The 11956-nt window shown below is 62.5% G+C and carries 11 protein-coding genes; 4 read left to right on the forward strand and 7 right to left on the reverse strand.

The annotated features are described in order from the left end of the window. Positions 1 to 15: 15 nt before the first annotated feature. From PRZ01_RS18570 to PRZ01_RS18590, 5 genes are all read right to left on the reverse strand, one after another. On the reverse strand, positions 16 to 279 hold the full coding sequence (locus PRZ01_RS18570) for a hypothetical protein (RefSeq protein WP_273598336.1): 264 nt from the start codon (positions 277 to 279) through the stop codon (positions 16 to 18). A gap of 60 nt (positions 280 to 339) precedes the next feature. Further along, entirely contained in the window at positions 340 to 1092 is a 753-nt protein-coding gene (locus PRZ01_RS18575; protein WP_273598337.1) for an SDR family oxidoreductase, read from the reverse strand. Positions 1093 to 1145: 53 nt separating this feature from the next. After that, positions 1146 to 3209: a M3 family metallopeptidase gene (locus PRZ01_RS18580; protein ID WP_273598338.1), complete on the reverse strand. Its 2064-nt coding sequence runs from the start codon at positions 3207 to 3209 to the stop codon at positions 1146 to 1148. A gap of 155 nt (positions 3210 to 3364) precedes the next feature. Next, positions 3365 to 4054, reverse strand: a complete 690-nt coding sequence (locus tag PRZ01_RS18585) for a hypothetical protein (RefSeq protein WP_273598339.1) — start codon at positions 4052 to 4054, stop codon at positions 3365 to 3367. Between the two features lie 113 nt (positions 4055 to 4167). Continuing rightward, complete coding sequence (locus PRZ01_RS18590) at positions 4168 to 4440, reverse strand: hypothetical protein (protein WP_273598340.1); 273 nt, start codon at positions 4438 to 4440, stop codon at positions 4168 to 4170. Between the two features lie 106 nt (positions 4441 to 4546). Between PRZ01_RS18590 and PRZ01_RS18595 the strand changes: the two genes are divergently transcribed. From PRZ01_RS18595 to PRZ01_RS18605, 3 genes are all read left to right on the forward strand, one after another. After that, positions 4547 to 5107, forward strand: a complete 561-nt coding sequence (locus PRZ01_RS18595; RefSeq protein ID WP_273598341.1) for a YaeQ family protein — start codon at positions 4547 to 4549, stop codon at positions 5105 to 5107. An 80-nt stretch (positions 5108 to 5187) separates the two neighbouring features. Next, positions 5188 to 7287 (forward strand): prolyl oligopeptidase family serine peptidase, encoded by a 2100-nt coding sequence (locus PRZ01_RS18600; protein WP_273598348.1) that lies wholly within the window; start codon positions 5188 to 5190, stop codon positions 7285 to 7287. A gap of 8 nt (positions 7288 to 7295) precedes the next feature. Continuing rightward, positions 7296 to 8216 (forward strand): DUF924 family protein, encoded by a 921-nt coding sequence (locus tag PRZ01_RS18605; RefSeq protein ID WP_273598342.1) that lies wholly within the window; start codon positions 7296 to 7298, stop codon positions 8214 to 8216. A gap of 19 nt (positions 8217 to 8235) precedes the next feature. On the opposite strand, the gene PRZ01_RS18610 is transcribed toward PRZ01_RS18605, so the two are convergent. After that, complete coding sequence (locus tag PRZ01_RS18610) at positions 8236 to 9984, reverse strand: long-chain fatty acid--CoA ligase (protein WP_273598343.1); 1749 nt, start codon at positions 9982 to 9984, stop codon at positions 8236 to 8238. 255 nt (positions 9985 to 10239) lie between these two features. Between PRZ01_RS18610 and argG the strand changes: the two genes are divergently transcribed. Beyond that, positions 10240 to 11580: an argininosuccinate synthase gene (argG, locus tag PRZ01_RS18615; protein WP_273598344.1), complete on the forward strand. Its 1341-nt coding sequence runs from the start codon at positions 10240 to 10242 to the stop codon at positions 11578 to 11580. 78 nt (positions 11581 to 11658) lie between these two features. On the opposite strand, the gene PRZ01_RS18620 is transcribed toward argG, so the two are convergent. After that, positions 11659 to 11956: hypothetical protein (locus tag PRZ01_RS18620; protein WP_273598345.1), on the reverse strand; the 298-nt coding region annotated here is incomplete at its 5' end.

Raw genomic sequence — 11956 nt, forward strand, 5'->3', positions numbered from 1 at the left:
GGCGGGCGTGTGCGCTCAGGATTTCGCTTGCGGAACCTCACGCACCTCGACATCAACCACCTCGCCCATGGGGCGCCTTGCCATGTCACGGCCCGCCCGAAACTGGCTGGCGCGACGCAAGCCGGACACATCCACCACGGGCTTGCGGCCCCGGACGAGACTCCACAGCGCCAGCGCCAGCATGGCAAACAGCGCCAGGCTCAGCAAGACAAGCACAAATACAGCGGTGGCCACGCCCAGCACGAGGCGGGCCAGCAGGGTCACAAAAGCAGAAATCATCAACACCCTCTTTCAGTTCAGGCCAGGGATTGCCACAGATGGGGGCAATCCCACCGCTTTTCAACCCCGCCCCACCAGGGGCATGGTGGTTGCCATGACCGTCATCTGCTGCACATTGGCGGACAAAGGCAGGCTGGCCATGTACAGCACGGCCCGCACCACATCGGCAACGTCCATGGTGGCCTCTACAGCCGTCTGGCCGTTGGCCTGCTTCACACCTCGCGTCATGGGCATGGCCATTTCAGTCAAGGCATTGCCGATATCGATCTGCCCGCAGGCAATGTCAAACGCCCGGCCATCCAAAGACAGCGCCTTGGTCAGGCCGGTGATGGCATGTTTGGTGGCGGTATACGGCGCCGAATTGGGGCGGGGCGATTGCGCCGACACCGAGCCGTTGTTGATGATGCGTCCGCCACGCGGGCTTTGCGCCTTCATCAACTTAAAGGCCGCTTGTGCACAGTAGAAACTACCGCTCAGATTGACGTCCAGCACCGTCTGCCATTGCTGAGGTGTCAATTCATCAATAGGCACCGGCGGCGCGGAAATGCCAGCGTTGTTGAACAACACATCCAATCGACCGAATGTATCTTGCACCCGCGCAAACAAGGCGGCCACCTGCTCGGCATGCCCGATATCGCCCACCAGCACGAAGGAGCGGGCCGAGTCAGCAAGCGCGGCGGTTTCCCGCAAAGTCGCCTCGTGCCGACCCACCAGCGCCACACGGTACCCCGCTTGCATCAAGCCCAGCGCCACGGCCCGGCCGATGCCGGAACCAGCGCCGGTGACAAGGGCGAATTTATCGAAAGTCGTCATGCAAATTTCTCTCGGGTTGGGAAAAAGAACGCTCGCTGCAGCCTCAAACTCTCTCAGCCAGCCTGCAAACCACGCGCTTTGAGCATGGGCTCAACACGCGGGTCGCGCCCGCGGAAGGCACGAAAGGCTTCGCCCGGCTCGCGGCTGTTGCCGGTAGCGTAGATGCAGTCCAGCAAGCGCCGGGCCACCGCGGGGTCGAATACATCACCGGCCTCCACAAAGGCCTCAAAGCCATCGGTCTCCAGCACTTCCGCCCACATATACACGTAGTAGCCCGAGGCGTAGGAGCTGCCGGCAAACAGGTGCTGGAAATGCGTGAGCCGATGGTTCACGCCGACCGCGTCGGGCAGGCCATAGGCTGCCAAGGTTTGCGCCTCAAAAGCCTGTACCTCCGGGCCTTGCATGTCCGTCAAAGAATGAACGGCCAGATCCACCAGGGCACTGGCCGTATAACGCAGCGTCTCATAACCCTGATTGAACAAGGCGGCGGCCTTGAGCTTGGCCAGCAAGGCGTCGGGAATGGCTTCGCCGGTTTGATAGTGGCGGGCATGTTTTTTCAGCACCGCTGGTTCGGCCATCCAATGCTCGAACATCTGCGAGGGAAATTCGACGAAATCGCGCAGCACCTGGGTGCCCGAGAGCCGCTCGAATTCAACGTCAGACAACAGCCCGTGCAAGCCATGACCAAACTCATGAAACAACGTGCGTGTGTCATCAAAACTCAGCAAGGTGGGCTGGCCTGGCACGCCCTTGGCAAAGTTGTTGTTGTTCAGGATGATGGGCAAAACGTTCACGCCCTGCGAACCCTGGCGTGCCTGCCACTGCAGGGCATTCATCCAGGCGCCGCTGCGCTTGCTCATGCGGGCGAAGTTGTCTTGCAAAAACACACCGCGCAAACCGCCCTCGGCACCATGAACCTCGTACACCTTGACGTCTGGGTGATAGCCCTGCGCTGCGGGCTGGGCAATGAAGCGCAGGCCAAACAAGCGCTGCGCACAATCGAACAGGGCCTGCACCATCGCGTCCAAGGGGAAGTAGGGTTTGACCTCCGCCTCGTCCAGGTCATAGCGGGCCTTGCGTACTTTCTCGGTATAAAAGCGCCAGTCCCAGGCCCGCAAAGGCAAGACCTGACCCTGGCTTTGCATCATCGCCTCTAAGGCCTGTTGCTCCAGCGCGGCGGCGGCTTTGGCGGGAGCCCAAACTTGTTCCAACAAGGCCAGCACGGCCTGGCGCGACCCCGCCATGGTGTCGGTCAAGGCATAGTCAGCGTAGCAGGCGTGGCCATGCAAGCGCGCCTGCTCCTGGCGCAGCGTGAGAATTTCTCGCGCGATGGCGCGGTTGTCGGTGGCACCCTCGTGCGCGCCGCGGCTCACCCACGCGGCGTAGGCCTGCTCGCGCAGATCGCGACGCTCGCTGAAGGTCAGGAAAGGAACAATCAACGAGCGCGACAAGGTGATGACATGCCCGGCTAGGCCCCGGTCCGCCGCAGCCTGGCTGGCCGCTTGCCGCACAAACTCCGGCAGGCCCGCCAGATCCGCTTCGCCTTGCAGCTGCAGCTGATAGGCGCTCTCATCCGCCAACACGTTTTGCCCGAACCGTGTGTGCAGCTCCGCCAAGCGCGACATCAAGACCGCATAACGCGCTTGCTCAGCGGGCACCAACTGAGCGCCGGCCCGCACGAAGTCCAGATGCACACGCTCCAGCAAACGCAGGGACTGCGGCGGCAAGCCCAGCCCGTGCCGCGCCTGATAGACCGCATTCACCCGCTGAAACAGGCCGGCGTGCATGTACACCCAGCTGTTGTGCGCCGCCAATGGGGCTGCCAGCATGCGCTGGGCCGCTTGCAACTCAGGGTTTGTGGCGGAGGCCGCCAAGGTGCCGAACACATGCGCCACGCGCCCCAACAAGCCTCCGCTAGCGTCAAAACGAACGAGCGTGTTGTCGAAAGTCGCGGGCTCGGCTTGGGCTGCAATGGCGTTCAGTTCGGCACGATGCGCATCCAGTGCCCATTCAAAGGCTGGCGCGAAATGAGCGGCCGCGATCTGCCCAAAGGGCGGCAGCCCGCAAGGGCCCGTCCAGTCTTGCAACAAAGGGTTGTTCTGAAGTTGGGGGCTCATGGCGCGGTCGGTATGTTCAATCAAAAAGAAAAGCGCCAGGCTGGTGAGCTTGGCGCCTTGTGCAAATTTTCTGAGCGGCTGACGGTCCGATGGCAGGCCATCAAGCCCGCTGGCCTTCAGATGCCACCGCTCGTTGAGCGGACTATTGGGCCGCGTTATTTGGCAGCTGGGGCCGCAGCAGCACGCTCTTTCTTGATGGCTTGCTCGTCGGCTTCGTCATAAGCCTTGTTGCCGCATTCAGCCTTCCAGGAGTCAACCTTGTCCAGATGGGCTTCGGTGCGCTCTTCCAGGGCCTTGAAGCTGGCGTTGAAAGGGTCGACCTTGTCGGAGAAGACCTTGCGCTTGGCGGCCAGCGTCTTGCCGCGCTCGATCACCGGGGCTGCGCTGGCGTCGAACTTGGCTGCGCGCGCTTCGTATTCTTTGCGCTTGGCTTCGAGCTCTTCTTTTTCCATCTTCGGCGCAGCGGCGCGGATGTCTTCGTTCATCTTCAGGATGCCTTCACGCTCCTTCTTGAATTCGGCCACCTCGGCGCTGTAGGCGTCTTCTTCTTTCTGAAGATCGTCCTTTTCTTTCTTCAGGGCAACGCTCTGGTCCTTGTAGGCTTGCTGGCCCTCCTTGATGGACAAGGCTTCCTTGGTGTTGGCGTCGTACAGGTTCATGCAGCTGCGCAATTCATCGCGCGTCATGACCTTGGGCTTGGGTTTCTCGACCACGGGCTTACCGACCTTGTTGTTCTTGGGGTCGACCTTGGCGTTCGGGTTGGTCGTGATGTTGGACTGGGCTGCCGCCTGGAAAGAAACCGGCAGCAAGGCCGCCAGGGCAAGAGCGAGAACGATAGTTTTCATGACAATGACTCGGCAGCTAAGCCTGAAATTTGAAGCGAAAGCAGAACTATGCCACGCCCGGCCCGGGCTGGGCCTGAGGCGAAATACTCAGTTGCACTTTGAAAGACGGGGGATCAGGCCAGTGCTTTGCGCAGCAATTCGGCCACCAGCCCGTTGATGCCATCGGCATGGCCGGCCGCGCGCTCGCGCAGGGTTTGCGTCAACTCCGAAGGCAGCTTGCAGGCAAACGGCACCAGGCCTGCGGCTGCGTCGAGGCGGCGCTGCTCCTTGCGGTCCGGCAATTGGGCCGCACCTTGTCCAAAGCGGCCGGGGACGGGGGCACCGCGCATCTGGCTGTCCAGCTTCAGGCCGGCAAGGCGATCGAGGTCCGTTTTCTTCATGCTCATGGGGTGTCCACAGTGGGTTCAGTGGATGCGATTGTCCGTCATCGATAATCCGCCACTTTGCCGCAGCCCATTTGCCTGCAGCCACACCAACCGAGCGCCCGCCCACATGGCCATCAAAGCCACCATCCACAAAGCCCAAGTGCAGATCGCCGACATGGACCGCAACGTCTATGGCGAACACAGCCTGACCATCGCCCGCCAGCCCTCGGAAACCGACGAGCGCATGATGATCCGCATCCTGGCTTTTGCCTTGAACGTTCCGGCCGATGACCTGAACGGGCGGCTCGAACTGACCAAAGGCCTGGCCGATGCCGACGAGCCCGAACTGTGGCAGCGCGACCTGACCGGTGAGATCAAACACTGGATTGACCTGGGCCAGCCCGATGATCGGCGCCTGCTCAAGGCCCATGGCCGCTCCGAGCTCGTCAGCGTGTACGGCTTTGCCTACAGCACGGCCATTTGGTGGGCCAATATCGAATCTAAGCTGACCCGGCTCAACCGCCTGGCGGTCTGGCAGATTCCGTCAGAGCAATCTCAGGCGCTGGCCAAATTTGCGCAGCGCAGCATGCAGCTGCAAGTCACGGTGCAAGACGGCGGCATCTACGTCTCCACCGCCGCTGACTCGCTTGAAATCAACCCGATTGCCCTGCGCCGCCCAGGAGAGTAAAAGCCATGCCGCTTGCCCGTTCTGCCGCCACCCTCACCCGCCTGACCCTAGCCACATTGGCCTTGTTGCTGACCTCGGAGATGCCCATGGCGCAAGACGCTGACACCACCGCCAACGCCCTCAGCGATAGCGACCCCTATCTGTGGCTGGAAGACGTGCAGGGCGAGCGCGCCTTGAACTGGGTGCGCGAACGTAACGCCGCCAGCACCCGGGTGCTGCAGGCCCGCCCTGAATACAAGGGGCTGCGCAAAGACATGGCGGAGGTGCTGAACGCCAAAGACCGCATCCCCATGGTGCGGCGCATGGGCCCCTGGCTGTACAACCTCTGGCAGGACGAGCAACACAAGCGCGGGCTGTGGCGCCGAACCTCGCTGGCGGAGTACCAAAAGCCGCAGCCTGAATGGGAAACCGTGCTCGACCTCGACGCCCTGGGCGCGGCCGAAAACGAAAACTGGGTGTTTGGCGGCGCAAGCTGCCTGGCCCCCGACTATCGCCTGTGCCTGCTGTCACTCTCACGCGGGGGCGCTGACGCGCATGTGCTGCGCGAATTCGACACGCACACCAAGCAGTTTGTGGAAGGCGGCTTTACCCTGGCTGAAGCCAAATCTGAATCGAGCTGGATCGACGCCGACACGGTGTATGTCGGCAGCGACTTCGGCCCCGGCTCCCTGACCGATTCGGGCTACCCGCGCGTCATCAAACGCTGGCAGCGCGGTACACCCATCTCGGCTGCAGTCACCGTGTTCGAGGGTGAAGCACAAGACGTGGCAGTGAGCGTTCAGGTGGACCATACGCCGGGCTACGCCCGCACGATCTTCAGCCGCGCGCTGGACTTCTACAACCAAAGCAGCTTTCTCCTCGACACCCGCGCGCAGAGCCAGGGCCAGACCCCCTTGGTGAAGCTGGACTTGCCCAGCGACGTACAACCCTACTTCTGGGGTGCCCGGCTGCTGCTGGAACCCCGCAAGGACTGGACCGTCACCGGCCACACCTACCCGGCCGGTAGCCTGCTGATGGGCGATGCCGCAGCCTTTTTGCAAGGCGAGCGCAAGTTTCAGTCGCTGTTCACACCCACCGAGTCGCGCTCCCTGGCCGGCTACACCGTCACGCGCCAGCATGTGATCCTCAACATCAGCGAGCAAGTGGCCAGCCGCCTGGAGGAATGGAGCTTCACCGGCGCCGAGCCTCAGCTGCGCAAGATCCAGGCGCCCTTCCCCGGCACCCTCAGCATCGCCAGCCTGTACGACAGTGAACTGCCCGCCGACGATCTGGCGGACCGCTACATTGTCAACTACGCTGACTTTCTGACGCCCGACACCCTGTATCTGGCGCAAGCCGGCAGCGATGAGCGTCAGGCCCTGAAAAGCCGCGAACCCCAATTCAACGCCGGCGGCATGAAGGCGGAACAATTCTTCGCCGTCAGCAAAGACGGCACCCGCGTGCCCTATTTCGTGGTCTGGCCCATGGGTGCCAAGGCGGATGGCAAGAACCCCACGCTGCTGTATGGCTACGGCGGCTTCGAGGTGTCCATGCAGCCGGCGTACTCTGGCGGCATCGGCCGCGCCTGGGTCAAGCGGGGCGGCGTGTATGTGCTGGCCAATATCCGCGGCGGGGGAGAATTTGGCCCCAACTGGCACCAGGCTGCCGTGAAGGAAAACAAGCAGCGCAGCTATGACGACTTCATCGCCGTGGCGCAAGACCTGATCAAGCGAAAAATCAGCACGCCCAAGCACCTGGGCATCATGGGCGGCAGCAACGGCGGCTTGCTGATGGGTGCCACCTTTGTGCAGCGCCCCGACCTGTTCAACGCTGTGGTCTGCCAGGTGCCCCTGCTGGACATGCGCCGCTACCACAAGCTGCTGGCCGGTGCCTCGTGGATGGCCGAGTACGGTGACCCTGACCAAGCGACCGACTGGGCCTTCATCAGCCAATACAGCCCCTATCAAAACGTCAAAAAGGGCGTGAAGTACCCTAAGGTGCTGTTCACCACCTCCACGCGAGACGACCGCGTGCACCCCGGCCACGCCCGCAAGATGGCCGCCTTGATGCAAGCCCAGGGGCATGAGCTGTACTACTACGAGAACATCGAAGGTGGCCACGGCGGCGCGGCCGACAACGATCAACGTGCCACGCTCAAGGCCATGGAGTTTGCCTACCTGTGGCAACAACTCAAACGCTGAGCCAGCCCATGACAGCCCTCCAACTCAGTCACGACCCGCATCCAGGCGGCGGTCGCTTCCACGCCCGGGTGGAAGGGCACCCCGTGGAGTTGGATTACCGCCGCACGGCAGCACAACTCACCATTCATCACACCGGCGTCGACCCCGCGCTGCAAGGCCGGGGCCTGGCGGCCCGGCTCGTGGACGCCGCCTTGCAATGGCTCGCCACACAAGACGGCCTGCAACTCGTGCCGCAGTGCAGCTATGTAGCCACCTACCTGAAGCGCCAGCCCAAGTGGCAACGCCTGCTGCTGGCCCAGCCGCTACAACAGGTGCTCAACTTCTGGTTCGGCCCCTTGGGCAGTGCTGAAGACGGGCAACTGCGCCCGCTGTGGTTCACCAAGAACGAGGCAACGGATGCCGAGATCGGCCGGCGTTTCGCCCCGCTGATCGAAGCCGCCCTGGCGGGTGGCCTGCAAGACTGGCCGAGTACCGGCACAAGCAGCACAAGCAGCACAAGCGACACAAACCACCGAAGCCACCAAAGCGGCCTGGGCGGCCTGGCCCGCATCCTGCTGCTGGACCAATTCACGCGCAACCACTTTCGCGGCCAACCGCGCAGCTTTGCGGGCGACCCGCAAGCGCTGGCGGAGGCGCTGGTACTGATAGCCGACACCCCGCGCTTTGAAGCCCTGAGCCCCTTGCAGCGCTGGTTCGTCTTGATGCCGCTGGAGCACGCCGAAGACGCCACCCTGCAAGCGCAATGCGTGGCCGCATTTGAAGCCTTGGTGCCGCTGGACCCACGCCTCCAGGGCGCACTCGACTTTGCCCGCAAGCACCAGGCGGTGATTGCACAGTTCGGCCGCTTTCCCCATCGCAACGCCATCCTGGGGCGCATCAGCACGGCAGCTGAAGAAACCTATCTCGCGCTGCCGGGTAGCGGGTTTTGATAGGGCATGGCAAGCGGCCTCAGGCCCCTTCCTTCTCCTGCAGCAAGCGCCACATCACCTTGCCCGAGCCCGACTTGGGCAGGCTGTCGGCAAACTCAAGCAGCTTAGGCGCTTTGTAGGCCGCCATGTGCTCGCGGGCCCAATCGATGATGTCTTGCTCGGTGGTCTTACCCTTGGCCTCGGTGCGCAGCACCACAATGGCCTTGACTGTCTCACCGCGGTAAGCGTCTTTGGCGGCGATGATGCAGGCCTCCTGCACGGCGGGGTGCCTGTACAGCAGCATCTCCACCTCCGACGGCCAAACCTTGTAGCCGCTGGCGTTGATCATGCGCTTGAGCCGGTCGGTGATGAAGAAATAGCCTTCATCGTCCATGCGCCCCAGGTCGCCCGTCCTGAAGAAGGCCTTGCCCTCGCGCTGGATGAAGGCCGCCTCGGTCGCCGCTGGTTGGCGCCAATAACCCTTGAACACCATGGGGCCGTGGGTAATGATTTCGCCCACCTCGCCGATGGGTAATTCTTCGAGCGTCACCGGGTCGATGATGCGCGAATCGACGCCGAAAATCGGGATGCCCAGACATTGCAGCTTGGCCCGCTCGGGTGGGTTGGCGTGTGACGGGGCAGCCGTTTCGGTGAGGCCATAGCCCTCGGCAAAAGTCAGCCCAAATTCCTGTTGCAAACGCTCTGCCACCGCCTGCGGCATGGCGGCGCCGCCCCCGCTGAGATAAGTCAGGCTGGAAAGGTCAAATTTTTTGTAATTGGGGCTGCCAAAGAGATCAATGATCATGGTGGGCACACAGGTCCAGTGCGTCACCTTACAGCGGGAGATCAGGTTGCCAGCCAATTCGCGGTCCCAGCGCGGCATCACCACCACCGTCATGCCCTGATAGATTGGGCCCAGCACGCCGTAGAGCATGCCGGTGATGTGGAACATTGGCACAACCGCCAGCCCCACCGATTCTGCCGAGGCATAACCCCATTGCCCACCGCCACAGGCATTGGCCATCAAAGTGGCGTTGGTGTGCATGCAGCCTTTGGGCAGCCCTGTGGTGCCCGAGGTGTAGGGCAGCAGCGCCAAGTCATCGGGCCCCACCCGGTGCGGCCCGGCCGGCAGGCGCTGATCGAGCGCATCCTTCCAGCAGGTGAAGTGGGTGATGCTGGTCAGGCCGGCACTGTCCGGCAAAGCCGGTTCGGCACAAAGAAATTGCCTTAGCGCGTCTGACAAGCCCAACTCGGCCGGAATCCCCGGCGGGGGCAGCGCATCGGCGTAACTCGCTACCAGCACGGCCTTGACCCGCTGAGCTTGCGGCAGCGCCGCATTGGCAGCGGCAACGATGCCGGCCAACTCGGCAGAGCAGATCACCACCTTGGTCTGCGGGTCGGTGATGTAGTGGCCAAATTCTTCCATGCGATTCATGGGATTGACCGGCACCAGCACCGCATTGGCACGGTTCACCGCATAGAACGAGGCAATGTACTGCGGGCAGTTTTGCATGAACAGCGCCACCCGGTCGCCCTGCTCAACGCCCTGCCCCTGCAACCAACCCGCCAATGCTTCAGCTTGCGCATGGAGCTCGGCATAACTGAGCGAGGCCCCGCAGAAAATCGTCGCCGCCTTGTCGGGGTGCCGCTTGGCCGAAACATCCAGGTTGAACCACAAGGAGGTCTGCGGAATCGCCAACTCACGGGGCAGGCGACGCGGCCAATGGCTGCGTCGCGCCTGGCGTTGCGGGCTGTCCGGTGTTGGCAAAGCTTCTACGGCGACGACCATTTGCACTGTCTCCTGCTGTTTATCTTTGGTACCGAGAGGCCAAGGCGCCCGATGTTCGGCATGCCGCTCATTCTGGCGTGCAGGCCAAGGACCGTGTTGTCCCTGAAGCGACAAAACATAAGGCGACTTTCAAGCGGTGTGCGACTGGCGTGATTCCGCACCAAATGCAAATTGTTCGACCTTGTTCGAGCGGCTACACGGGTTTCTGCCCAAATTTGCCTGAAAATGCGCACCAATACTTCACCCCTCGAACCCATGTCCACCATTCTTCAGCACATCCCCGCCGGCCAGAAGGTCGGTATCGCATTCTCTGGCGGCCTCGACACCAGCGCGGCCCTGCACTGGATGCGCAACAAGGGTGCCATCCCCTACGCCTACACCGCCAATCTGGGCCAACCCGACGAGCCCGATTACGATGAAATCCCCCGCAAAGCCATGCAGTACGGCGCCGAAAAGGCCGTGCTGGTGGACTGCCGCGCACAGTTGGTGAATGAAGGCATTGCCGCGCTGCAAAGCGGTGCCTTCCACATCAGCACCGCTGGCGTGACCTACTTCAACACCACGCCCATTGGCCGCGCCGTGACCGGCACCATGCTGGTGGCCGCGATGAAGGAAGACGATGTCAACATCTGGGGCGACGGCTCCACCTTCAAGGGCAATGACATCGAGCGTTTCTACCGCTACGGCCTGCTGACCAACCCTGCGCTGAAAATCTACAAGCCCTGGCTAGACCAGCAATTCATCGACGAGCTGGGCGGCCGCGCTGAAATGTCGGCCTTCATGACCAAGGCCGGCTTTGGCTACAAGATGTCGGCCGAGAAGGCTTACTCCACCGATTCCAACCTGCTCGGCGCCACCCACGAAGCCAAGGACCTGGAAAGCCTGAGCTCCGGCATGAAGATCGTCAACCCCATCATGGGCGTGGCCTTCTGGCGTGAAGACGTGGTGGTCAAGCACGAAGAAGTCACCGTGCGCTTCGAAGAAGGCCAGCCCGTGGCGCTGAACGGCGTCGAGTACAGCGACCCGGTGGCCTTGCTGCTGGAAGCCAACCGCATCGGCGGCCGCCACGGCCTGGGCATGAGCGACCAGATCGAAAACCGCATCATCGAAGCCAAGAGCCGCGGCATCTACGAGGCCCCCGGCCTGGCCCTGCTCTTCATCGCCTACGAGCGTCTGGTGACCGGCATCCACAACGAAGACACCATCGAGCAGTACCGCGAAAGTGGCCGCAAACTGGGCCGCCTGCTGTACCAGGGCCGCTGGTTCGACCCGCAAGCCATCATGCTGCGCGAAGCCGCCCAGCGCTGGGTGGCCCGCGCCGTCACCGGCGAAGTCACGCTGGAACTGCGCCGCGGTAACGATTACTCTTTGCTGGATACCCGCTCGGCCAACCTCACCTACAAGCCCGAGCGCTTGTCGATGGAAAAAGTGGAAGACGCTCCCTTCTCGCCCGCCGACCGCATTGGCCAGCTGACCATGCGCAACCTGGACATCAAGGACACACGCGAGAAGCTCACCACCTACGCGCAGGTCGGCCTGCTCTCAGCGGGTTCCGCAAGCAGCCTGCCGCAGCTCAAGCACGACGACAAGAAGTAAGCTCGAAACGGGGCGTACTCGCCCCGTCCTACCGATAGCTGCCGACAACGGCTGTATAGCACGCTGGCTTCGACAAGCTCAGTCCGACCGGGTGAAATTGAACCTCGACACAATTTCCCGTGCGCCCTGAGCGCATCGGGATTCAGTGATTTCTGCTCGGCCCTTGTGATTGCAGTTGAAGGCCGCCGCAATGGTGCTCAGTTGGTCGGTGCTCAGCTCCTTGGCCACACCTGCGGGCTCGTCGTCCTCGGGGTAGAACGCCCAAGCTGCTGATACTCCGATCGTGAGCCATGTGCTCAGGCACAGGAGAAGTACTTTCTTTGTGGTCGCCATCGGCATTGTTTTTATCCGCAAGGGGGTGTACTCCGCGTGGAGG

Source organism: Roseateles koreensis, from assembly GCF_028595305.1.
Classification (GTDB): Bacteria; Pseudomonadota; Gammaproteobacteria; order Burkholderiales; family Burkholderiaceae_C; genus Paucibacter_A; species Paucibacter_A koreensis.

What these genes read in the sequence shown, in the direction of transcription:
- PRZ01_RS18570 (WP_273598336.1), bottom strand. Translation starts at nt 279, where the DNA reads ATGATTTCTGCTTTTGTGACCCTGCTGGCCCGCCTCGTGCTGGGCGTG.
- PRZ01_RS18610 (WP_273598343.1), bottom strand. Translation starts at nt 9,984, where the DNA reads ATGGTCGTCGCCGTAGAAGCTTTGCCAACACCGGACAGCCCGCAACGC.
- PRZ01_RS18585 (WP_273598339.1), bottom strand. Translation starts at nt 4,054, where the DNA reads ATGAAAACTATCGTTCTCGCTCTTGCCCTGGCGGCCTTGCTGCCGGTT.
- argG (WP_273598344.1), top strand. Translation starts at nt 10,240, where the DNA reads ATGTCCACCATTCTTCAGCACATCCCCGCCGGCCAGAAGGTCGGTATC.
- PRZ01_RS18580 (WP_273598338.1), bottom strand. Translation starts at nt 3,209, where the DNA reads ATGAGCCCCCAACTTCAGAACAACCCTTTGTTGCAAGACTGGACGGGC.
- PRZ01_RS18605 (WP_273598342.1), top strand. Translation starts at nt 7,296, where the DNA reads ATGACAGCCCTCCAACTCAGTCACGACCCGCATCCAGGCGGCGGTCGC.
- PRZ01_RS18595 (WP_273598341.1), top strand. Translation starts at nt 4,547, where the DNA reads ATGGCCATCAAAGCCACCATCCACAAAGCCCAAGTGCAGATCGCCGAC.
- PRZ01_RS18575 (WP_273598337.1), bottom strand. Translation starts at nt 1,092, where the DNA reads ATGACGACTTTCGATAAATTCGCCCTTGTCACCGGCGCTGGTTCCGGC.
- PRZ01_RS18600 (WP_273598348.1), top strand. Translation starts at nt 5,188, where the DNA reads ATGCCCATGGCGCAAGACGCTGACACCACCGCCAACGCCCTCAGCGAT.
- PRZ01_RS18590 (WP_273598340.1), bottom strand. Translation starts at nt 4,440, where the DNA reads ATGAGCATGAAGAAAACGGACCTCGATCGCCTTGCCGGCCTGAAGCTG.